This is a genomic window from Paenarthrobacter sp. AB444 (assembly GCF_028736865.1).
GTDB classification, from domain to species: Bacteria; Actinomycetota; Actinomycetes; order Actinomycetales; family Micrococcaceae; genus Arthrobacter; species Arthrobacter nicotinovorans_B.
The window spans coordinates 19,665-41,177 of sequence record NZ_JAQZBY010000017.1; the positions used below are offsets into that span (position 1 = coordinate 19,665).

At 63.2% G+C, this 21,513-nt stretch carries 18 protein-coding genes and 1 tRNA gene; 8 read left to right on the plus strand and 11 right to left on the minus strand.

All coding sequences use genetic code 11. The annotated features are described in order from the left end of the window. Positions 1–24: 24 nt before the first annotated feature. The 4 genes from PQ627_RS17995 to PQ627_RS18010 all read right to left on the minus strand — a co-directional run bounded on the left by PQ627_RS17995 (position 25) and on the right by PQ627_RS18010 (position 6,418). Entirely contained in the window at positions 25–4,557 is a 4,533-nt protein-coding gene (locus PQ627_RS17995) for an ExeM/NucH family extracellular endonuclease (protein WP_274262774.1), read from the minus strand. A 182-nt stretch (positions 4,558–4,739) separates the two neighbouring features. Then, positions 4,740–5,231, minus strand: a complete 492-nt coding sequence (locus tag PQ627_RS18000) for a septum formation family protein (protein ID WP_186313602.1) — start codon at positions 5,229–5,231, stop codon at positions 4,740–4,742. A gap of 174 nt (positions 5,232–5,405) precedes the next feature. Then, positions 5,406–6,191, minus strand: coding sequence for a VOC family protein (locus PQ627_RS18005; protein ID WP_274262775.1), 786 nt, complete (start codon positions 6,189–6,191; stop codon positions 5,406–5,408). Positions 6,192–6,327: 136 nt separating this feature from the next. Then, positions 6,328–6,418: transfer RNA gene (locus tag PQ627_RS18010), tRNA-Ser, on the minus strand. Between the two features lie 102 nt (positions 6,419–6,520). On the opposite strand from PQ627_RS18010, the gene PQ627_RS18015 reads away from it, so the two are divergent. The 7 genes from PQ627_RS18015 (at position 6,521) to PQ627_RS18045 (ending at position 12,837) form a co-directional block, all read left to right on the plus strand. After that, positions 6,521–7,504 (plus strand): NAD(P)H-quinone oxidoreductase, encoded by a 984-nt coding sequence (locus PQ627_RS18015; RefSeq protein ID WP_144661592.1) that lies wholly within the window; start codon positions 6,521–6,523, stop codon positions 7,502–7,504. 27 nt (positions 7,505–7,531) lie between these two features. Further along, on the plus strand, positions 7,532–8,089 hold the full coding sequence (locus tag PQ627_RS18020; RefSeq protein WP_274262776.1) for a PadR family transcriptional regulator: 558 nt from the start codon (positions 7,532–7,534) through the stop codon (positions 8,087–8,089). Between the two features lie 142 nt (positions 8,090–8,231). Beyond that, positions 8,232–10,502 carry a carbon starvation CstA family protein gene (locus PQ627_RS18025; protein ID WP_274262777.1) on the plus strand — a complete coding sequence of 757 codons (2,271 nt, stop codon included), beginning with the start codon at positions 8,232–8,234 and terminating at the stop codon, positions 10,500–10,502. Next, positions 10,502–10,693 (plus strand): YbdD/YjiX family protein, encoded by a 192-nt coding sequence (locus PQ627_RS18030; protein ID WP_144661595.1) that lies wholly within the window; start codon positions 10,502–10,504, stop codon positions 10,691–10,693. The genes PQ627_RS18025 and PQ627_RS18030 overlap by 1 nt, the downstream gene beginning before the upstream one ends. A 79-nt stretch (positions 10,694–10,772) precedes the next feature. Next, positions 10,773–11,426: a bacterial proteasome activator family protein gene (locus tag PQ627_RS18035; protein ID WP_262277332.1), complete on the plus strand. Its 654-nt coding sequence runs from the start codon at positions 10,773–10,775 to the stop codon at positions 11,424–11,426. 8 nt (positions 11,427–11,434) lie between these two features. Continuing rightward, on the plus strand, positions 11,435–11,875 hold the full coding sequence (locus PQ627_RS18040) for a hypothetical protein (RefSeq protein ID WP_144661597.1): 441 nt from the start codon (positions 11,435–11,437) through the stop codon (positions 11,873–11,875). Positions 11,876–11,997: 122 nt separating this feature from the next. Next, positions 11,998–12,837 carry an aldo/keto reductase gene (locus PQ627_RS18045; protein WP_144661598.1) on the plus strand — a complete coding sequence of 280 codons (840 nt, stop codon included), beginning with the start codon at positions 11,998–12,000 and terminating at the stop codon, positions 12,835–12,837. A gap of 92 nt (positions 12,838–12,929) precedes the next feature. On the opposite strand, the gene PQ627_RS18050 is transcribed toward PQ627_RS18045, so the two are convergent. The 7 genes from PQ627_RS18050 to PQ627_RS18080 are packed head-to-tail and all read right to left on the minus strand — an operon-like array spanning position 12,930 to position 20,138. Next, the gene (locus PQ627_RS18050) at positions 12,930–13,253 is read right to left on the minus strand and encodes a putative quinol monooxygenase (protein ID WP_274262778.1); all 324 of its coding nucleotides are present in this window, start codon (positions 13,251–13,253) and stop codon (positions 12,930–12,932) included. Beyond that, entirely contained in the window at positions 13,253–14,425 is a 1,173-nt protein-coding gene (locus PQ627_RS18055; RefSeq protein WP_144661600.1) for a Gfo/Idh/MocA family protein, read from the minus strand. Before PQ627_RS18055 ends, PQ627_RS18050 begins: the two co-directional genes overlap by 1 nt. Before the next feature lie 31 nt (positions 14,426–14,456). Further along, on the minus strand, positions 14,457–15,272 hold the full coding sequence (locus tag PQ627_RS18060) for a sugar phosphate isomerase/epimerase family protein (protein WP_144661601.1): 816 nt from the start codon (positions 15,270–15,272) through the stop codon (positions 14,457–14,459). Then, positions 15,269–16,420 carry a Gfo/Idh/MocA family protein gene (locus PQ627_RS18065; RefSeq protein WP_274262779.1) on the minus strand — a complete coding sequence of 384 codons (1,152 nt, stop codon included), beginning with the start codon at positions 16,418–16,420 and terminating at the stop codon, positions 15,269–15,271. The genes PQ627_RS18060 and PQ627_RS18065 overlap by 4 nt, the downstream gene beginning before the upstream one ends. 6 nt (positions 16,421–16,426) lie before the next feature. Then, complete coding sequence (locus PQ627_RS18070; RefSeq protein ID WP_144661603.1) at positions 16,427–17,413, minus strand: ABC transporter permease; 987 nt, start codon at positions 17,411–17,413, stop codon at positions 16,427–16,429. Between the two features lie 3 nt (positions 17,414–17,416). Further along, entirely contained in the window at positions 17,417–18,925 is a 1,509-nt protein-coding gene (locus PQ627_RS18075) for a sugar ABC transporter ATP-binding protein (protein WP_274262780.1), read from the minus strand. Between the two features lie 55 nt (positions 18,926–18,980). Then, positions 18,981–20,138, minus strand: coding sequence for a substrate-binding domain-containing protein (locus PQ627_RS18080; protein ID WP_274262781.1), 1,158 nt, complete (start codon positions 20,136–20,138; stop codon positions 18,981–18,983). 324 nt (positions 20,139–20,462) lie between these two features. On the opposite strand from PQ627_RS18080, the gene PQ627_RS18085 reads away from it, so the two are divergent. Next, complete coding sequence (locus PQ627_RS18085) at positions 20,463–21,506, plus strand: LacI family DNA-binding transcriptional regulator (protein WP_260842445.1); 1,044 nt, start codon at positions 20,463–20,465, stop codon at positions 21,504–21,506. Positions 21,507–21,513 lie beyond the last annotated feature (7 nt).

Genomic DNA, 21,513 nt, shown 5'->3' on the forward strand with positions numbered 1-21,513 from the left:
GGCTCTTTGGTTTTCAGGGGAGGTTTAGCCCCTCAGGCACTTCTGGTACTCCAGCCATGCGTAGGCATAACGGAGCCAGCCCACGATGTCGTACCACTTGGACGGCTTGGTTGGCTCGGTGCACTGCGGTGGCTGGGGCCCGCTTGCAGCCACCTTGACCAGCGCCTTGACCGTCGTTCCACTTTCGACGGCGGTCAGCACCACGGTGCCGGTTCCTGCGGCGGCCGCTGCGGGAACCTTGAGGTTCACCGTGGCGGAGCCGGCTGCAACGGGCACGTCGCCGAGTACCAGGGAGGCGCCCTTGGCGTCGGTAAAGACTGCCTTCAGCGTCTTGTTGGCCGGGCTGCCGATCGATGTCAGGTCCAGTTTGGACACTGCCAGGGTGATCGGATCGCCAGCTTTGACCTCGGCGGCTGTGGTGTTGGCGACAGCGACGGAGCGGCGGGCAAAGTCAGGCGACACCGGGTTGTGTCCCTGCAGGTACTTGATCCAGGCATCCCTGTCCACCAGGCCGGTGTCCTTCGTGTTGCTGCCTTCCTTGAAGACCCGGAAGTTGTCACCGCCGGTTGCAAGGAAGCTGAAGGTGCCGATCCTGTACTGCTTGGCTGGGTCAATGACCGCACCATCGACCCAGATCCCGGTGACGCGGTCGCCTGCGGGGCGGGCGGCGTCGTAGGTGTAGTTGACGTTCTTGGACAGGCCCAGCTGCTGGTACGGGCGGCTGGGCACCGTTCCGTCCGGGTTGGTCTGCCACTGCTGCTCCAAGAGAGTCTTGAACTGCGTACCTGTCAGCGACGTGGTCCACAGATTGTTCACGAACGGCAGTACGGCGTTGGCTTCTGCGTAGGTGATGGTGCCGTCCGGCGCGTAATAGAGCTCGTTGCGCAGGCCGCCAGGATTCACGACGCCGATCTCCGCCGCGCCCAGTTCCGGCGCCTTGAGCGTATCCACCAGGGAGTCCGCCACCAGGTTGCCCAGCGTCGATTCGCTCGCGCGATCATCACGCTTGGGGGCTCCGCCTGCCGGGTCCGGAGTGAAGGCGGTGGTGATATCGGCTGTTACCGCACCGACCGGCTGGTTTCCGATTTCTGCGGCATTGGCCAGGGCCTTATCCACGATCGTTTTGACTGTGGCAACGCGCGGGTAGGCGGCTACCAGGCTTGCGGCAGTGTCTGTGGTGCGGTCCACGACCGCTGCCTTGTAGGCCGTCACGGACTTGGAGGCAGTATCCACCGTGAGCGTCACACTGCCTACGTTCTCGCCGTAGTTGCCGGTCTGCACGATGGGTCGGGTTTTGCCTGTGGGCTGGCCGTTGGAGTCCAGGATGGGTGCATCCCAGGCGTATTCCTTGTGGGTGTGGCCGGTGAAGATCGCAGCGACGTCCGGGGTGGTTTCGTTGACCAACTTGGCGAACGGGCCACCTGCCGCCACTTCCTGTTCCAGCGTTGCGCCCTCGGGTGTTCCGGATGCCGCGCCGTCGTGGTTCTCCACGATGATCAGGTCAGCTGCGTTGTCGGCCTTGATCTTGGCGGCAACGCGGTTGATGGCTTCCACGGGGTCCCCGAATTCCAGGTCGGCGATGCCAGCCGGGGTTACCAGGGTTGGCACCTCCTGGGTGACTGTGCCGATGACGGCGACCCGCATGCCGTTCATGTCCAGGACTTTGTACTCCGGCAGGACCGGGGTGGTGGTGCCCTTCTGGTAAACGTTGGCGCCCAGGTAGGCGAACTTCGCGTTGGCACCTCCTGCAATGACGCGGTCGCGCAGGTCCTGCCAGCCGCCGTCGAACTCGTGATTGCCTACTGCCGACGCCTGCAGTTCCAGGGCATTCAGGACGTCGATGGTGGGCTGGTCCTTCGCTACCGAAGACGCGAAGAGGGAAGCGCCGATGTTGTCGCCGGCCGAGATGAACGCCGTGGCGCCCGGGGCGGCCGCCGCACGGAGCTTCTCCACAGTGCCCGCGAAGAGCACCGTGTTGTTGTCGATGCGGCCGTGGAAATCGTTGATGCCCAGGAACTGCAGGTCGACTGTGGCCGGTGCGTCCGGGGCGAGGTTCAGGCCGACCACCACGGGATCGTGGTCGCTGGCCCGGAATTCGTCCGCAGCGTAGTAGTTGGTCACGTTGTTGTTGAACCGGCTGTACTCCAGTGCCACGGACTCCACGGAGTTGATGTTCCAGATGTCGGTTCCGGTGACTTTTTGAGCCGCCGCGGGGGAGGCCAGGATGTGGTCCAGGGAACCGACCATTCCACCGAACAGGTAGGAGTGCTTGCCGGTGCCAACCTCAAGGTCGGTATAGCCGGCGCCGGTCAGGACGTTGATGGGATCTTCCTTGCCGTAGGCGTTGAAGTCGCCGATCAGGAACACCTTGTCGGTTCCCTTGGAGGCCTGCAGATCCTGCGAGAAGGCCAGCAGGGACTGGGCCTGCTTGGTCCGGGCAATATTGGAGGCGCCTTGGCCCTTGTCGGTATCGTCCGGGGTGGCTGCTGAGCCCTTGGACTTGAAGTGGTTCACGATCGCGATGAACTTCTTGTCATCGGCTCCACCAACTGGCTTGAACACCTGCGCCAGCGGCTTGCGTGCACTCGCGAATGCCACGGTGTCGTTGTGGATGATGGATTCGCCCACCGGTTCCGCCGTTGCCTTCTTGAAGATGAATGCCGTGCGGATCATGTCCTCGTCGGTCAACGGGGGAGCGTTCGCAGGAGTGCGGACGTAGTCCCAGACGCCCGGGGTCTTGACGTTGAGGGCGTCCACCAGCTTGGACAGTGCGTCATCACGGTTCTTGCCGAACTGTGCCGAGTTCTCGATCTCTTCGAGGGACACGACGTCGGCGCCGGACTTGGTGATGGCCGCTACGATCTTGGCCTGCTGGCGTTCGAAATTCTCCGCGTTGGCGGCACCGCGGGCGTTGCAGCCTTCCTTGACGGTGATCGGGTTGCCGTCCCGGTCGCTGTAGAAGACGCAACCGCTCAGCTGGTCGCCGGTGGTGGGGAAGTAGTTGAGCACGTTGAAGGAGGCCAGCTTGAGGCTTCCCCCAACGTCTGCCGGGCCCTCGGGCCGCGACGCGGTAAAGGTCGCAGGCTGGACGGAGTCGGCGTTGGCCGGGGTGAGTGCGGTCAGGGGTTGGAATTTCCAGGAGTTGTTGCCGTAGCCCAGGATCACGTCGGTCTTGAACGTGGCGGGTGAACCCACACGGACAGGATCGGAGGTTGTAAGGTACGGGAGCTGCTGGGCCTTGGTGGTGGCGTCCTTGAGGAAGTTCGTGGAGGCACCGTCGTCGAGCTTGATGGCCCGGAGCGCATTGTCAGCCACCACCGCCGCGTACTCCGGCGAACCGTAGCTGGCCACCGCCGTCGGCTGTACCAAAGGCGAGGTGCCTGCAGCGAGGCCGATTTCGCCATACTGGTTCAGCGAATAGTTGTCCGTGACGGTGAAGTTGCCCTGCGGCGCAATCAGCATGCCTTCCAGGCTCTCGCGGGCCGCTTCATTGGCCGGGAGCGCGAACGGCGTGGATTTGACCTCGGGTGCGGCCTCCGTGAGCTTCTTGAGGCCCGCGGCCTCGACCGTGAGCTGGGTCTGGTTGGCAAACTCACTGACCACGCCGGTCAGTTCAAGGTAGTCGCCCGGCTGGACCGTCTCCGTCGTCGTGGGTGAGTAAACGAACAAAGCGTCCGACGCCGTCCTGGCCGCCCCGCCGTTGTCGCCACCGGTTCCCGGGGTTTGGACGTAATAGCCGTTGAATCCGCCGGTGGCGTAGACGGCGGTCACCTTGCCGCGCGTCGTCACGGTGCTGCCAACGAAAGGACTGGCTGCGCCGGTGCCCTGGATCTCGGCGATGGACTTGGTGCCAGGCTCAGGCTGTGGATCCGGGGGCGTCCCGCCTCCGCCCGACGCCGTCGGCGTGATGGAAGCGTTGAGCCTGAAGTCAGCTGCGTTGGAGTCTGTGTCCACCCCGTTGGTGCGGTTGAGGCTGCGGACATCCGTGTTGCTGGACGGTCCTGTTGCGGCCGCCGTCTCAAAGGTGTTGGAACTGCCATAGCCCAGGAGGTCCGCAACGGCCGCGTTGCCGGTCACGGAGCCGGCAGGCAGGGATGAGACCGCGGTGGCCTGCTTGGCGAGGATGAGTGTTCCTGCCGTGCCGCTGGGGTTCAGCGTGCCGGTGGCCTGGACATCCGCAGCGGGAAGCGCAGGGGCCGTGGAGGTGCCGCTGTTCGTGGCGCCCTGGATCAGGTAGTAGCCCTTGGCCGGAATGCTGCCGGTCAGGGGAGTGATGCCGGTAGGGGCCGCGGCACTGGTGGCTGAACGGTACTGCAGTGACCAACCGGCCAGGCTGACTGCTGCGTCAGAGGAGTTGTAGAGCTCCACGAACTTGTTCTTGAACGCTGCCCCGCTGCTGCCGCCGCTGAGATAGGCCTCGTTGATCACCACCGGCGAGGTGCCGCTGGGTGCGGCTGGAACGTCCGCCGCGAAGGCGGGTGCCGCCGTCAGCGGGGCCGCAAGCAACCCGACTGACAGGACTGTTCCCGCCGCTGTTTTCCAATGGTTTTGGTGCATCCGCTCTAACTTTCATGATGGAGCCCTGTGGGGCCCTGTGGACGACGCCCACCGTCTTGTGAAGTGGGCGATATGCCCGGAAGTTACTCCGGGGTAAAGCTGCCTCGGGCATAGCTGAACACGAACGGATGAATGGGAAGTGGCCCCCGGGTGGCCGGTTGGAGTGCCGGCCACAACGGGTCCTACTTGGCGGCGCCCTTGAGGGTGCCGGTGGTTGCGGCCCCGGCAGCGGCGCCGATCAGGCAGACAATCTCACGATCGCCGGTCTTCCAGGAATCGCTGGTGGGGTGGAGGAAAGTCACGTCGAGGGCGGACTCTTCGAAGGGCACTCCGACGAACGAGGCAAACTGCGCGCCACAGAACTCTTCTGCTTTGGTTCCCACCTCGGTGGTCCCGGGGAACGTGGAAGTGTCGAGCTTGGTGACGGCGTAGGCCTCAAGGTCGTGGCTCTGATCGCACGGAATGATGGTGACGTCCACAACTTCCTCGGTATCAGGGTTGGCGATGCAGTCACCCAGTTTCACTTTGAAGGCGTCAGCTTTGGACGATTCCGTCGGTTTGCCGGATTCATCCCGCTTGGCATCCCCACTGCTGATGAGCGAGCATCCCGCCAGAGCCAGCGATGCCATGGTCAAAACGGCAGCAGCCCTGAAGGTCTTTGAAAGGTGGAGCATTCTGGTCCTCATTCCAGGAGGAACACAGGATTCCTGTGGAACGGCCTGTGGTCAGCGATGAGGGACCCAACAAGGTTTTCCCACGCCGGTCGATCCCCCAAGGCCGACGATGAGAGGCTCCGGCCGGCCGCCCCTGGGTAGGGGGCAGCCCGGCCGGACCCGAATTTTCATAGTCTAAGCCGACTGGCCCTGATCCTGGATCACCTTGAAAACGGCACCGGTCGGGTCGGACAACGTAGCCAACCTGCCGAAGGGGGTGTCCTCCGCAGGCTGCATCACGGTGGCACCCAAGGCCGTTGCCTGCTCCACGGTGGCGTCGGTGTCCGCAACGGCGAAGTACACGCTCCACATCGAGGGAACCTCGTCGGGCAGGAAACCGGAGGCGTCCATGATGCCTGCCTTCGCGTTCTCCCCGGATCCCAAGGTGCTGTACCTGAACTCCGGGGTGTCGCTCATGACATCCGTTTCCCAGCCGAACACCTTCTGGTAGAACGCCACGGCGGAGTCGTAGTTCTTGGACAGAAGCTCGTGCCATGCAGGCGAACCCGGTTCGGCGGCCACCTCAAAGCCCTTCATCTCCCCGAACTGCCACGCCCCGATCGAGGCGCCGGAAGAGTCCCCGTACATCGCCATGCTGCCCTGCTCGGGAACCTCCATCGGTTCCATGTACACCTGGCCCCCATTGGCTGCCGCGGCTTCGGTGGTCGCCTTGATGTCGTCGGTGCGCAGGTAGGTGGACCACAGATCCGGCATGGCACCCATGTCGGCCTGTTTCTGCATGATCCCGGCTACGAGCTTCCCGCCCTTGGACGCGGTGATGTAGCCGCCGTACTTCTCTTCGTCTCCAGTCTCATAAGTCCAGCCAAAAAGTGCGTTGTAGAAGGACTTCGCCCTCTCGGTATCGGAGGTCATCAGGTCGATCCAACACGGCGAACCGGCAGTGATATCGGGCGTAGGCATGTGTGCAGCTCCTGTTGTCATGCCGCGGCACATTCCGCGGCTGATGGTTTAGTGGTGGAGACAGGAAGAACACTATGCGGGGGCTCCGACAATTTTCAACGAAAATGCCCCGGGTTCAACAACCCGGGGCATTCATTGGCGGAAGGTAAGGGATTTGAACCCTTGGTACGGGGTTACCGCACACTGGTTTTCAAGACCAGCTCCTTAGGCCGCTCGGACAACCTTCCTCGCCTAGTAGTGTTTCATAGGGAGTTGGCTGTTCCAAAACATCACGTCCTCCAGCCCCTGCCCCGGGTGCCGGATGACAAGCAAGAAACCGGGAGTTCGTCATGAAAGCCGTCTACATCTCAGAGCCGGGCGGGCCCGAAGTCCTCGAGGTCCGCGAGGTCCCCTCCCCGGTGCCGGGCGATGGCGAGGTGCTGATCGACGTCGTCGCTGCAGGCCTGAACCGCGCGGACGTCCAGCAGCGCCGCGGCTTCTATCCGCCACCGCCGGGAGCTTCGGACATTCCGGGGCTTGAAGTATCGGGCCGCATCGCTGCCTTCGGCCCCGGTGTCACCAAGGCCTTCTCCGTGGGCGACAAGGTAGTAGCACTTCTCTCGGGCGGCGGGTACGCCCAGCAGGTGGCCGTACCAGCTGAACAGGTATTGCGCGTCCCCGAGGGCGTGGACCTGATCACCGCCGCGGCCCTCCCCGAAGTGGCCGCCACCGTCTACTCGAACCTGATCATGACGGCCCAGCTGCAGCCCGGCGAGACGGTGCTCATCCACGGCGCCACGGGCGGCATCGGCACCATGGCCATCCAGCTTGCCAAGGCTTATGGTGCAACGGTGGCGACGACGGCCGGGACCGACGAGAAAGTCGGCACGGCCAAGGCGTTCCTGGGCGCCGACATCGCCATCAACTACGCCGAGGAAAACTTCGTTGAAAGCCTCAGGGCACAAAACGGCGGCAAAGGCGCCGACGTCATCCTCGACGTCGTGGGTGCAAAGTACCTGCAACAGAACGTCGATGCGCTCGCGGAGTACGGCCGGCTGATCATCATCGGCCTGCAGGGCGGCACCACGGCGGAAATCAACCTCGGCCAGCTCCTCAGCAAGCGCGCTGCCGTCATTGGCACCGCCCTCCGGCCGCGGTCGGTTGCCGAGAAGGGCATCATCATGACGGCGGTGCGCGAGTCAGTGTGGCCCATGGTCACTGACGGCCGGATCACGCCGCTGGTTGCCAAGTCGTTCCCCCTGGACCAGGTCCGGGAGGCCCACGGGTACTTCGACTCGGGGGAGCACGTGGGCAAGGTCCTGCTGCTCCTCTGACATTACCGACGCGCAGCAAGGAGCCTCATGTCGATCCGGCACAGTCTGCTGGCCCTGCTCCAGGACCAGCCCAGGTACGGCTATGAGTTGCGCGTGGAATTCGAGGACCGGACAGGTGCAGCCTGGCCGTTGAACATCGGCCAGGTGTACACGACGCTCGATCGGCTGGAGCGCGACGGCCTAGTCAGCAAGGACGGCGACGACGGCGGTGGCCACGTCATTTACAGCATCACTGACGCAGGGGTCGAGGAAGTCGGGGCTTGGTTTGCCGGCGCTGTGGACCGGGGGAATCCGCCCCGGAACGAGATCGCCATCAAGCTGGCGCTCGCCGTGACTCTTCCCGGGGTGGACGCCTCTGAAGTGATCCAGTCCCAGCGCGAGGTGTCCGTCAAGGCGCTCCAGGAGCACACCCAGGCGCGCAAGGCAGTCTCAGCCAACCAGCGTGCTTCGGACACTGCCTTTCTGCTGGTGCTCGATTCCCTGGTCTTCCAAGCAGAGGCAGAGGTCCGGTGGCTGGACCTCTGCGAAGCGAGGATGGTGCAGAGCCTGGGGAAGGGCGGATCAAGCAGCGCCGGGGCGAACTGACCGCTCACCGCAGCGGGGATACCGCTCAACGCAACTGCCGTATCGGACCGTGGGTTCCCCCGGTAAGTGGGGTACATACTTGCTAGCTTGCCCGTGACGCACGTCCGAGCCAGGGCAGCACAGCAGTTCTCAAGGAGGAGATATGGGCAAGAATCCCGACCAGACCGGACTCATGGAGGGACTTGATCCCACGCTGCCTGCGCCCGCAGTTGACGATTCGGTCCGTGAAGCCGAGGAACGCAAGTGGACCCCCGCGAAGATCGGTCTCTGGGTGGCGATTTCGCTGCTGGGAGCAGTGGCATGGTTCATGCTCGCGTTGGTCCGCGGCGAAACGGTGAACGCCATCTGGTTCGTTTTCGCCGCCGTGTGTACCTATCTGATCGGGTACAGGTTCTACTCCAAGGTCATCGAGCGGTACCTGCTTAAGCCAAACGACCGCCGCGCCACCCCCGCGGAGTACAAGGCCGACGGCAAGGATTACGTCCGCACCGACCGCAACGTCCTGTTCGGCCACCACTTTGCGGCCATCGCAGGCGCGGGTCCGTTGGTGGGACCCGTCATCGCGGCCCAGATGGGCTACCTCCCTGGCACTATCTGGATCATCATCGGCGTCGTATTCGCCGGCGCCGTGCAGGACTATCTGGTGATGTTCTTCTCGATGCGCCGTGGTGGCCGCTCGCTGGGACAGATGGCCCGCGAGGAACTTGGCGTCATTGGCGGTACCGCCGCGCTGATCGCCACCTTGCTGATCATGATCATCATCGTGGCCATCCTTGCCTTGGTGGTTGTCAACGCCCTGGGCGAGAGCCCGTGGGGTGTCTTCTCCGTTGGCATGACCATCCCGATTGCCCTGTTCATGGGCGTCTACCTTCGCTACCTCAGGCCAGGCAAGGTCATGGAGGTGTCGATCATTGGTTTCGTGCTGCTGATGGCGGCCATTATCGGCGGTGGCGCGGTGGCAGGAACCGAGTGGGGCGCAGCATTCTTCCACCTGGACAAGGTGACCATCGCGTGGGGCATCATCATCTACGGTTTCATCGCCGCCATCCTCCCCGTATGGCTGCTCCTTGCACCGCGTGACTATTTGTCCACGTTCATGAAGATCGGCGTGATCGTGATGCTGGCTGTCGCCATCATCGTGGTGCGTCCGGAAATCACTGTCCCGGCGTTCAGTGAGTTTGCCGGCCGGGAAAACGGGCCGGTCTTCTCCGGCGCGCTGTTCCCCTTCCTCTTCGTGACCATCGCCTGTGGTGCCCTGTCCGGTTTCCATGCCCTGATCTCTTCGGGAACCACGCCGAAGCTGATTGAGAAGGAACGCCAGACGCGCTTCATCGGGTACGGCGGCATGCTGATGGAATCCTTCGTGGCGATCATGGCCTTGGTTGCTGCGATCTCGATCGACCGGGGCATCTACTTCGCCATGAACGCGCCGCTGGCCCTGACCGGCGGCACGGTTGAATCCGCTGCCCAGTGGGTGAACAGCCTGGGACTGGCCAATGTGAACATCACGCCGGATGTCCTTGCGCAGACTGCCAAGGACGTGGGTGAAGAGAGCATCATCTCCCGTTCCGGCGGCGCCCCGACGCTGGCCGTTGGCTTGGCGCACATCATGCAGCAATTCATCGGCGGCCCCGGCATGATGGCCTTCTGGTACCACTTCGCCATCATGTTCGAGGCCCTGTTCATCCTCACCGCAGTGGATGCCGGCACCCGTGTTGCCCGGTTCATGCTGCAGGATTCCATCGGCAACTTCGTTCCCAAGTTCAAGGAAGCCTCCTGGCGCCCGGGTGCTTGGTTTTGCACGGCCATCATGGTCGCTGCCTGGGGTGCGGTGCTGCTGATGGGTGTGACGGATCCGCTGGGTGGCATCAACACGCTGTTCCCGCTGTTCGGCATCGCCAACCAGCTTCTCGCCGCCATTGCTTTGGCGGTGTGCATGGCAATCGCGGCAAAGAGGGGAGTGTTCCGGTACTTGTGGATCGTTGCGGTCCCGTTGGCGTTCGCCGCCGTCGTCACCATTACGGCGAGCTTCCACAAGATCTTCTCGCCGGTTCCCGCCGTGGGCTATTTCGCCAACAATGCGGCGTTCTCCAAGGCGCTGGCGGATGGCAAGACGGAGTTTGGCACCGCCAAGACCGTGGCAGCCATGGAAGCCGTTGTCCGTAACACCATGATCCAGGGTGTCCTCTCTGTCATTTTCGTGACCCTGAGCATCATTGTGATCCTCACGGCCGTGATCGCCACCGTCAAAGCCATCCGCGCCGGCGGTGGACAGGATCATGAAGATCCCGCCGTGGCCTCCAAGGTCTTTGCGCCCGCCGGGCTGATCCCCACACCGGCGGAGAAGGAACTTCTCGCCGAATGGAACGCGCTGCCTGCGGAAAAGCGGACCCACAAGGCCGGGCATCACTGATGAACGCAGTCACCAAGGGCTTCCGGAGTTTCGCGGCATACCTGGGGTCGATCATGGGTGCCGACGCATATTCGAAGTACCTTGAGCACTTCACCACCTCGGGCCATTCCGGTCCCGCCATGACTGAACGCGAGTTCTGGCGGGACCGGATGGACCGGCAGGACAGCAACCCGCAAGGACGTTGCTGCTGAGATGTAGTTTCGCTACGAACGAAGTCCAAATTCCGGTTGAGTCCAGGGGTTCACTGGAACCACGTGAGAGTATGAACGGATGAGCGATCTGAACGACATTCAGCCCACGGATGAGGCTTCGGACGACACCCCCGTGGAAGGAACCACGCTGGACGGCGACGCAGCGGCGTCCGACGGCCCTCAAGCTTCCCAGACGGAGGCAGCGAAGGATGCCAAGCCCAAGGGCGGCAACCTTCAAGAGCTGGTGGACGAACCAGCCAAGGTGATGCGGATCGGCACCATGATCCGGCAGCTGCTTGAAGAAGTTAAGAGTGCTCCGCTTGATGACGCTGCAAGGAACCGCCTCGCGGAGATCCACGAGCGCTCCATCAAGGAACTCGAGGATGGGCTTGCACCGGAGCTGATCGAAGAGTTGGAACGCATCAGCCTGCCCTTCCCCGAAGACCAGGCTCCTTCGGATGCCGAGCTTCGGATCGCCCAGGCCCAGCTGGTCGGGTGGCTTGAAGGCCTGTTCCATGGCATCCAGGCAGCGATTGCAGCGCAACAGGCGGCGAAGGAACATGCGGCCGCGCAGATGCAGCTCCGCCAACTGCCTCCGGGAACGGTCATCGCTCCGGGCATTGTCATTGGCGAAAACGGGCAACCGCAGCGGGCTGCTGCGCCTGGCGCTCCCGGCGCCGCTGCCAATGGTCGCCCGGAAGATCCCGACCACGGTCCGGGCCAATACCTCTGAGTTTGCTGGTGGGTTTCTTTGGGGCCGTCCGGCAAGGGCGGAAAGATGATCTTGAGCTCGGCAAGGGCCTGTGGCGCCGTGCGCACGACCGCTTCCATCGCGGCCTCGACCGCTACCACCAGGTCTTGGAGGGCGTGGACGACGAACAGCTCTACAACGAGCTGGTCCAGATCGCCAACGAGTTGGCGGAGTTGTCGCCCCGGGTGCGGAGCATTTGCGTAGAGGCGCAGCGGCGCTCGCCCAGTGACGGCCTGGACGTGCCCGGAGCTCTCGCCGGGGTGCACCGGGCCTTGTCCAAAGCAGGCAACTCGCTCGCGACCACGGCTGAAGCTGCGGCGATGTTGCGTCTGGCTGTTGGTCCCGTGCCTGTCGGCGCCCTGTCAGTGCGGCGCAGGGCCGAGTCGGTCTTCGAGCAGGTGGCCGACGCAGAGCGTCAACTGAATCCCTAATATGCGAGGCGTTCGCAACTACCCGCGTGCGCGTGTATTCCCTGCATGCAAGAAGTTAAGCGGATAGCTGATCTTCGTCATAATCTGGTGAAACTCCGTGGCAGGGCTGGCAGGATACAACCATGACTTCGTCACCAGAACTTACTTTCAATGACGGCAACACCATCCCCCAGCTCGGCTACGGGGTATGGCAGGTTGAAGACGATGTAGCCGAAAAGGTGGTGCGCCAGGCTTTCGACGCCGGGTTCCGCCACATCGATACCGCCAAGATCTACGGCAACGAGGCCGGCGTCGGCCGTGCCATCGCCTCCTCCGGCCTCTCTGCCGAGGAAATCTTCATCACCACCAAGCTGTGGAATGCGGACCAGGGCTACGAATCCACGCTCGAGGCCTTTGAGAAGTCCCTCGACCGCCTCGGCCTGGAAACCTTGGACCTCTACCTGATCCACTGGCAGCAGCCCAAGCAGGAGAAGTACGTCGACACCTGGAAGGCCCTCATCGAGCTGAAGAAGCGCGGCCGGGTCAAGTCCATCGGAGTCTCCAACTTCACCAAGGAAGGCCTGCAGCACATCATCGATGAAACCGGCGTCGTTCCGGCCATCAACCAGGTGGAGCTGCACCCCTTCTTCAACCAGGCTGAATTGCGCGAGTTCAACGCCTCCAAGGGCATCCTCACGCAGGCCTGGTCCCCGCTGGGCCAGGGCGGCGAGCTCCTCGAGAGCGCAACGATCTCGGAAATCGCCGCCAAGCACGGTGCGACTCCGGCACAGGTTGTCATCGCCTGGCACCTGGCCATCGGCAACGTCGTCATCCCCAAGTCCGTCACGGAGTCCCGCATCCAGGAGAACTTCGCGGCCCTGGACGTCACACTGGATGACACCGACATCGAGGCCATCAACAACCTTGACCGGGGTGCCGAAGGCCGTATCGGCCCGGACCCGGCAGTCTCCGACTTCGCCTAAAGTCTGAACCAATGCCAAGTGCCCCGCTCCCATCATGGGAGCGGGGCACCAGCGTTTAACGCCCGACGGCGGGTGGCCGCCTGCGTACTGAATCAGTCCAACGGTTCCAGCATGGTCACCCGGAAGGGCACCTCCAGCAACGGCTTCACTGCCTCCACGAAGTCCTTGACATGCTGTTGCTGGTTGTGGGCGTCGAGGTCCTCCTGAAGGGCCCAGCCTTCAAACATGACGAAGGTGCCGGGCTGCTGCTCATCCGCGAAGACGGTGTACTCCAGGCATCCGGCGTCCTTCCGGCTCTCGGCTTGGAGCGAGCCGAGCACGCTCCGCAGTTGGCTTTCACAGCCTGCCTTGGCCCTGAACACCGGCATGAGCCACACTTCTGCCGGCTTTTTGATGGTGGGCATTTCGTCGGTCATCAAGCGGTTATTTGGGGAACATCAACCCAGGACTCTTTGGCCGCGGACTCGACGATCGCGTCGTCGATGAGGGCGACTTGGTAGCCGTCGGCGAAGTTGGGGTTGACGCTGCCGCCTTCCGCGATGGCTTTGAAGAAGTCATAGGCTTCGATGATCTTCGTCTCTCCGTACCCGATGCCCAGGGCAGGAATGGGCCACAGGCCGTCTCCATACGGGTGCGACGGGCCGGTGTAGACGGTCCGGAAGCCTCGTCGGTCGGCCGGGTCCGACGCGAAGCAGACCTGAAGCTCGTCGCGGCGTTCGTAATTGAAGACGATGCTGCCTTCGGTTCCGTGGATTTCGAAAGTGATGTAGTTGTTCCTGCCGTGCGCGTTGCGTGTTGCTTCGACGGATCCAACGGCACCGTTTGCGAAGCGGATCATGGTCATCACTTCGTCATCGACATCGACATCGCCCCGCGGGCCCTCTCCGCCGCGTACATTGCCGAGCGCATCCGCGCCACCGGTCTGGAGCGGGCGCTCCGGGATCCACGTCGAAAGGACTGCGTTGACGGCACTGAACTCACCCACGAGGTACCGCGCCATATCGATGACGTGCGTGGCGATGTCACCGAGGGCGCCGGAGCCTGCGATGGATTTCTGGAAACGCCATGACAACGGCGAGTTCGGGTCGGCGCTCCAATCCTGGAGATAGGTTCCCCGGAAGTTGAGGATTTGGCCGATTGCGCCTTCTTCGATGTACTTCTTGGCCAGTGCCACGGCGGGGGTGCGCCGGTAGTTGAAGGCCACCATGTGCACGAGGTCCTTGTCCTTGACGGCGTCGTACATGGCCTTGGACTCTTCGCCGGTGCGGGCGAGTGGCTTCTCGCAGATGATGTGCTTGCCCGCTTCGGCGGCGGCAATGGCGATTTCAGCGTGCAGGTGGTTGGGTGTTGCGATGTCGACTACGTGGATGTCGGGGTCGTCGATGATGGACCGCCAGTCCGACGTCGAATTTTCGAAGCCGAAGCGCCGGGCGGCTTCTGCGGCCAGTTCGGGATTGGCCTCCGCGATGACCTTGCGGACCGGCAGTGCCGGGGCAGGCCAGAAGAACATAGGCATGGCGGCATAGGCGAGGGAGTGGGCTTTGCCCATGAAACCGCCGCCGATGAGGCCGACATTGAGGTTTTGCATATAAATCGTGGTCCTTCCGTGAAGCTTTTTCTTAGAGGAGTGTCTCGAGGTATTTTTTGCTGATTTTGGCTGCTTCGCTGGGGTCGCCGTCGTAATTGTCGAGCTCGACCATCAGCCAGCTGTCGTAGCCGCTTTCGCGGATCGCAGCGATGATGTCGGGAAAATCGAGGTCACCTTCGCCCAGCGGCAGGAAGGTGAAGGGGTCTTCCCGGAAGTCCTTGAGGTGGACGTGCCGGATCCGGTCGGAGTACTTGCGGATAACTGCGGCCGGATCGGCTCCGCCTGCTGCCAGGTGGGCGGTGTCGGGGCAGAAACCGATCCTGGTCAGGGGCATGAGCTTGTCCAATTCGTCCGGGCTCTCCACGATCGTGCTCAAATGGGGGTGGTAGCTCGCGGACAGTCCGAAGCTCTCCGCGATGTCCGTCACCCGGTCAAGAGCATGGCCCAGGAGGTAGTAGTCCTGCTCGGTGGTGCCGGCCGCCCGCCGTGCACCGCCCCCAACCACCAGCCGTTCGGCTCCGAAACTTGCCGCCAATTCCGCCGCGCGGTGGATCCGGTGCATCTCGTCCGGAAGGATGTCGGCGTAGATGAAGTTGGCGCCTGTATACACGCTCGTCAGCTCGACTCCGTTGCTGCTGAGGATCCCTTTGAGTTCTTCGGGCTTGTCGGCGTATTCGGCCAGGTTTCCGTCGAACATCTCCACGCCCTGATATCCGACGGCCGCAATGTCACGTACCGCGTCGTGCATGGAGCCGTGGGTCAGGTAGAAAAGGTCCTTGACGCTCGTCACGCCTTGGGGGTGGCCGACCACGCCGCCCCAGGTGATGGAACAGTAACCAAGTTTCATTGCATTTGCCTTTCAGCTGGGTAAGACGTGTGGAATTCGGAGGGGCCGTCAGTAGTGGGAACGTCGACCCATGACTGCCGTGCCGCGGAGGCGACTACTGCTTCGGTCAGGACGGCTGCCCGGAGACCGTCGCGGAAGCCGGGCAGACCTTCGGGCGCGTGGCCTTGGACGGCTGCGTAGGTGTCCGAGATGAAGGCGTTGAAGCTGTCCTGATACCCCTGGGGGTGCCCCGCGGGAAGCGTGGCGTAACGCCGCCCGCCCTGAGTGGAAAGGGTTTGCGGGCCCACGGCAACGTGTGAGGTGGAATCGACGCGCCCGATGTGCAGGGTGTCCGGTGTTTCCTGGTTGAAGCTGAAGGATGCTTCCGTGCCATCGAAGGAGAACCACAGACGGTTCTTCCTCCCTGGACTGACCTGGCTCACAACCAACGAGCCGGTGGCCCCTTTGTCGGTCTCGAAGAGCAGTGTTGCCCCGTCCTCCGTTGACACCTGCGAGAGGTGGCCGTGGGTTTCACGTTTCTCGTGGGCCCGGCTGGTGTTGGCCATGATCCGGGTGATGCGGTGTCCCGTGGTGAACTCCATCAGGTCGCACCAGTGAACGCCGATGTCACCGAACGCCCTTGATGCTCCTCCGAGCGTGGAGTCGACCCTCCAGTTCGTTGCCGTCGCACCTGCCAGCCAGTCCTGCAGGTAGGACCCGTGGAGCAACCAGAGGCTGCCCGCGTCCCCGTTGAGGATGCGGTCCCTGGCCTCACGGACCGCCGGATAGAACCGGTAGACGAAGGGGACACCGGTCACGACATTGGCCTGTTCCGCGAGGGATGTCAGTTCCTTGGCATCCTCGACGCTGGTGGCCAGGGGCTTCTCGCACACCACTGCCTTGCCTGCCGCGATGGCCAGGCGTGCCAGATCCGCGTGCGTGGCGTTTGGAGTGCAGATATGGACAACGTCCACATCGTCCCGTGTGATCAGTGACTCCGGGGAATCGGCCGCGGCGAGTGCACCGAGTCGGGTGACGGCGGCTTCAGCACTGGCCCGGCTGCTGCCGGCAACGGCACTGATGGCGCTTCCTGCCGCGCGGACGGCGTGGGAGTGGACTGCACCCATGAACCCCGTGCCGATGATGCCTGCGCGTGGTGTGGACGTCATGCCCGGTCACTTCTTCCGGGCGAGTGCGACCGCCAGGATGATGATCGCGCCGCGGACCACCTGCTGCTGGCTGCTGTCGAGGCCTGCCAGGATAAGTCCGTTGTTGATCAGGCCGATCAGGAGGGCACCGAAGAGCGTTCCGATGATGGAACCGAAACCGCCGAAGAGGCTGGTCCCGCCCAGGATGACAGCAGCGATGGCCGAGAGTTCATCGCCTGCGCCCCACTGGAAGCGTCCCGACTGGAGACGTCCGGCGTAGAGCATTCCGGCGACACTGGCCACCATGCCGGAGATCAGCAGCACCTGGAACTTGATGCGCTTGGTGTTGATTCCGGTGAACTCCGAGGCGTTGCGGTTGCCTCCGGTGGCCAGGACCTGCCGGCCGAACCGGGTGCGGTTCAAGACGACGGCGCCGATGGCCACAAAGATGCCGCTCCAGACCACCAGGCCCGGAATGGGACCGAAGTTGCCGGAACCGAACAGTGTGTTGAAGGTGTCGTTCAGGATGGGCTGGGGTGCTGATGCCGTGATCCACTGCGCAACGCCCACGGCAATCCCGAGCATGCCCAGGGTCACCAGAAAGGACGGAATCCCAAGGAGGCTGACCAGCGCTCCGTTGACCGATCCGACCACCAGGCCCACGGCCAAACCGGCGAGGATGCCCGGGACCAGGCCCCACTGCGAAAGGGCCATCGCGGTGCAGACGCTGGAAAGACCGGCCACCGAGCCCACGCTCAGGTCGATCTCGGCACAGGCGATGACGTACGTCATGCCCACGGCGATGACCGTGATGGTGGCCGTCTGCCGGAAGATGTTCAGGAGGTTGTTCGGCGACAGGAATCCTTGGTCGCGCAGCAGGACCGCGAAGATCAGGAAGACGACGACGAAGCCGATGTAGATGACGTAGCGTCGCCAGTCCAGGTCCTTGAGAATGGTGCTGACGTTGCGGGGTGCCCCGGTGTCCCGTGGCGCGATGGTGTTTGTCTTGCTCACTGTTCAGACTCCCTGGACTGCAAGTTGTAGATATTCCTCGTCAGCAATGTCGCTGCGGGGGATGTCGCGGATGATGGAGCCGTCCTTGAGGACGAGGACGCGGTCGCTGACCGCGAGTAGTTCGGGGTATTCGGAAGAGATGACGATGATGGCTTTGCCATCACTGGCCAGCTCACGGATCATGTCGAGAATCTCGCTCTTGGTACCGATGTCGACGCCGGCAGTCGGCTCATCGAGGATGAGGATGTCGGGATCGGTTCCCAGCCATTTGGCGATGACCACCTTTTGTTGGTTGCCCCCCGAGAGCAGGCGCACGGGACGGTGGGGGTGCGCGACCTTTACTGCGAATCTCTTGATCAGCGATGCGGACAACTCGTTGCCCTTGGCGCCGTCCAGAAGGGGACCCCGTTGGATGTTCTTCAGCAACGGCAGCAGCAGGTTGTCCTGGACAGAGTGCTCCAGGACCAGCCCCTGCGCCCTGCGGTCCTCCGGGACCAGGGCGATGCCGGCGGTGATGGCCTGTTGCGGCGAGGCAAGGGCCACCTTCCTGCCGCGGATCAGGACCTGGCCGCTGTCCAGTTTGTCGATGCCGAAAAGTGCACGGGCGAGCTCCGTCCGTCCGCTGCCCATGAGTCCGGCCAAACCAAGAATCTCGCCTGGCCGCAGGGCAAAGGACACGTCCCGGACCCGGTGACCCGCGTTCAGCCCGCGGACCTCCAGCAGCGGCTCGTCGTCGTCGCGGATGTCGTTCCGCGCCCGATAGGAGAGCTGGCCCTCGACCTTCTTGCCGACGATTCCTTCGACAATCTGTTCGGGAGTAACGGCGGTCAGCGGCTCGGTGAGCAGGTGCTTTCCGTCGCGGAGGATGGTGATCCGGTCTGCGAGCCTGTACACCTCGTCCATGCGGTGGGAGATGTAAATGATGGAGATTCCGCGCTGTTTCAGCCGGTCGATGAGTTCGAAAAGGGATTCGGATTCATGCCGTGCCAAACTTGCCGTGGGCTCGTCCATGATCAGAACCTGGGCGTTCTGCGCCAAGGCTTTGGCGATCTCCGTCAGCTGCCAATAGGCGGTGCCCAACCGCGAGACTTGCGCGCCGGCGTCGACATCCACTTCCATCTCCGCGAAGACTTCCTTGGCCCGCCGCACCGCGGCGCGGTCATCGATGAGTCCGCCCCGGCCGAGGGGCTCGGTGCCCAGGAAGATATTCTGCGCAACAGTCAGGCTGGGTACCAGGCTGAATTCCTGGAAGACCATCCCGATCCCGGCGGACTTGGCGTCCTGGATCGAGTTGATGGCGGCCGGTTTGCCGCCGATCAGGATTTCTCCGGCGTCTGCCTGGTAAACGCCTTGCAGGATCTTCATGAGGGTGGATTTGCCGGCCCCGTTACCGCCGGCCAGCGCGTGGACCTCGCCTTTGCGGACATCGAAGCCGACGTCCTTCAGGACTGACACGCCGTTGAAGGCCTTGGATATCGAGCGCATCTCGACGACATTGTCTGCGGTGTTCATTTCCCGCCCTTTCGGCGCGGTGCGGGGGAGACATCCCCCGCACCGTCGGGTCTGGCTACTTCTTGTAGGAGTCCTGGATGTCCTTGGGTGCGTCCTCGTGGTAGACCTGCTTCCAGGCATCAAGAACGTTCGAGTGGTCAACCGGGAGGGCGCTCAACGCCACGTAGGGAGGCGCCTGCTTGCCGATAAGCGCTCCTGCGGCGAGCCGGGCCTCGGTGACGCCCTGGTCAAACGGAACCTGGGCGCCGAGGCCGACGACGAGTTCGTCCTTGGCCAGCGCGATGGCCACGTTCTTGCCGAGGTCCTCAGTGGCGATCTTCAGGTCCTGCCGGCCGGCCGCGCGGGCTGCCGCCATGACGCCCTCTGCCGGAACGTCCCACACTGCCCAGATGCCGGCGAGGTCGGGGTACTTGCTGATCATGGCGTTGGCAGCAGCCTGCGCGTCTCCAGCGAAGTCAGGGCCTGCGATGCCCTTTTCCTCCACGATCTGGATGTCCGGGTATTCCTTGGTGATCGTGTCCTTGAATCCTTCATGGCGCTGCTTGGTCACGAAGAAATCGGCCTGGTGGAAGACGAGGCCAATCTTGCCCTTGCCGCCCAGGGCTTTGGCCATCTGGTGGGCGGACACGACGCCGTTGCCATAGTTGTCAGCGGATACCACTGAAACGTAGTCCGTCCCCGGGGTCAGTCCCTGCGGGACATTGTCCATGAAGACGAGCTTGGCGCCGGCAGCAGCGGCCTTCTTGTAAGCCGAGGCCGTGGCCACGGGGTCCGTGGGGATGGAGACGACAACATCCGGGTTCTGCGTCATCACAGTCTCAATGTCGGAGACCTGCTTGTCCGGCTTGAAGTTGGCGTCCGTTGTGGCGATGACCTTGATGCCGAGCTTCTCGAATTCGCTCTTGAGGCCGTTGACCTGGGCAGTGGCCCAGTCATTGCCGCCGTAGTGCATCACGATCGCGGCCTTGGCGTTGAGTCCCTTGATCTTCTGGATTTCATCGGCGGTCAGCTCTGCCACTGAAGCGGGTGAGGGCGTTTCACCATTTGGCCCTTTGCTCAGGACCTGCCCTTTGATTTTGTCCAGGGCCTGGGTGGCCTTTTCTGACACACCGGCGTCAGGTGCGTTTGAGGTGCCCGCTGCTGAGCTGCTGCACGAGGCCACGGAAAGTGACAGGACAGCGGCCAAAGCCACGAGGGGAAGCCTGCGGATCATCATTGTTCTCCAGTGCTTATGAGGGGATGTGGTGAGGGCGGGTTCCAGCGTGGCTGGAACCGGCGAGGGGGGCGGGCCCTCCTCGGCCGAACCGTCGATGGTGGACGCCGAAGAGCCTGCGGGGGTGCCAGTTTCATCCGTGGTGAATCTGGGCCGTAATCGCTAACGGACATTCCGTGAACGTTTACGGAACTGATCGTAAACGTTTACGGTGGAGAGTGTCAAACATCACGTCCGCCCGGTTTTTGGCTAACCGGAGAGGGCGTACGCACGTAGTATTGGTACGCATCGGCCCGGTTGAACGGTGCGGGGACAGGAGAGAGCGTGTCAGGCAGGACTAACGGGCAAACAGGCGCCACGTTGCGGCGGAAGCCGACCATCAACGACGTCGCGGACATCGCGGGCGTCTCCTTTGGCACCGTCTCGCGGGTCCTGAACAACGCCCCGGACGTCAGTGCGGCCACGCGCGAACGCGTCCTGCAGGCCATCAAGGATATCGGCTACCGCAGGAACCGGGCAGCGACTGCGCTTGTCACCAACCGGTCAACGTCCATCGGGCTGCTCTCGGACGGCTCCCCGCGGTTCGGCCCGGTAGGGACTCTCATGGCCTTGGAAACCGTCGCACGGAAGAAGGGCTACGCCACCACTGTCATCAGTGTCGAGCAACCCTATGAGGAATCAGTGCAGGCGGCGCTGGACACCTTGGACGATACCGGCGTCGGAGGGATCATCGTTGTTGCCCCCTTGGTGGACATGGCATCGGCGGTCTGGAATTCCTCCTGCCGGGTACCTGTGGAGATGATCGCTGCCGGAGCATCGTCAACGTCCCGCGTTTTCACTTATTCAGAAGACCAGGAGCTCGGAGCCCGGCTCGCCACCCAGCACCTCATAGACCTCGGCCATACCGATATCGCCCATCTGGCAGGCTCCATGGACTGGTTCGACGGGCGGGTACGAAAGCGTGGGTGGGAGGCCGCGTTGCGTGGCGCCGGTCTCCCGGAGGGTCTATGCCTGGAGGGAGATTGGAGTCCCCGCTGGGCCTACGAAACCGGCCTTGACCTCGTCCGGGAAAACAGGGTCCCTCAAGCCATCTTTGCGGCGAGCGACCATACGGCCCTGGGGCTCATCCGTGCGTTAACCGAAAACGGGATCCGGGTTCCGGAGGACGTCAGTGTGGTCGGCTTCGACGACATTGAAGGTTCGGACTATTTCCTGCCTCCGCTGACCACCGTGCGCCAGGATTTCACGGCCCTGGCGCTGATGAGCATGGAGGTGCTCCTGGGTGCCATGGAAGGAAGGGAAGTGGACCGCACTCCAATCGCACCCACACTTGTTGTGCGCAACAGCTCCAGGCGCGTAGCCTCGTAGGACCCAC

What these genes read in the sequence shown, in the direction of transcription:
- PQ627_RS18020 (WP_274262776.1), top strand. Translation starts at nt 7,532, where the DNA reads ATGTCGATCCGGCACAGTCTGCTGGCCCTGCTCCAGGACCAGCCCAGG.
- PQ627_RS18065 (WP_274262779.1), bottom strand. Translation starts at nt 16,420, where the DNA reads ATGACGTCCACACCACGCGCAGGCATCATCGGCACGGGGTTCATGGGT.
- PQ627_RS17995 (WP_274262774.1), bottom strand. Translation starts at nt 4,557, where the DNA reads ATGCACCAAAACCATTGGAAAACAGCGGCGGGAACAGTCCTGTCAGTC.
- PQ627_RS18000 (WP_186313602.1), bottom strand. Translation starts at nt 5,231, where the DNA reads ATGCTCCACCTTTCAAAGACCTTCAGGGCTGCTGCCGTTTTGACCATG.
- PQ627_RS18060 (WP_144661601.1), bottom strand. Translation starts at nt 15,272, where the DNA reads ATGAAACTTGGTTACTGTTCCATCACCTGGGGCGGCGTGGTCGGCCAC.
- PQ627_RS18005 (WP_274262775.1), bottom strand. Translation starts at nt 6,191, where the DNA reads ATGCCTACGCCCGATATCACTGCCGGTTCGCCGTGTTGGATCGACCTG.
- PQ627_RS18050 (WP_274262778.1), bottom strand. Translation starts at nt 13,253, where the DNA reads ATGACCGACGAAATGCCCACCATCAAAAAGCCGGCAGAAGTGTGGCTC.
- PQ627_RS18025 (WP_274262777.1), top strand. Translation starts at nt 8,232, where the DNA reads ATGGGCAAGAATCCCGACCAGACCGGACTCATGGAGGGACTTGATCCC.
- PQ627_RS18030 (WP_144661595.1), top strand. Translation starts at nt 10,502, where the DNA reads ATGAACGCAGTCACCAAGGGCTTCCGGAGTTTCGCGGCATACCTGGGG.
- PQ627_RS18015 (WP_144661592.1), top strand. Translation starts at nt 6,521, where the DNA reads ATGAAAGCCGTCTACATCTCAGAGCCGGGCGGGCCCGAAGTCCTCGAG.
- PQ627_RS18080 (WP_274262781.1), bottom strand. Translation starts at nt 20,138, where the DNA reads ATGATCCGCAGGCTTCCCCTCGTGGCTTTGGCCGCTGTCCTGTCACTT.
- PQ627_RS18035 (WP_262277332.1), top strand. Translation starts at nt 10,773, where the DNA reads ATGAGCGATCTGAACGACATTCAGCCCACGGATGAGGCTTCGGACGAC.
- PQ627_RS18045 (WP_144661598.1), top strand. Translation starts at nt 11,998, where the DNA reads ATGACTTCGTCACCAGAACTTACTTTCAATGACGGCAACACCATCCCC.
- PQ627_RS18075 (WP_274262780.1), bottom strand. Translation starts at nt 18,925, where the DNA reads ATGAACACCGCAGACAATGTCGTCGAGATGCGCTCGATATCCAAGGCC.
- PQ627_RS18055 (WP_144661600.1), bottom strand. Translation starts at nt 14,425, where the DNA reads ATGCAAAACCTCAATGTCGGCCTCATCGGCGGCGGTTTCATGGGCAAA.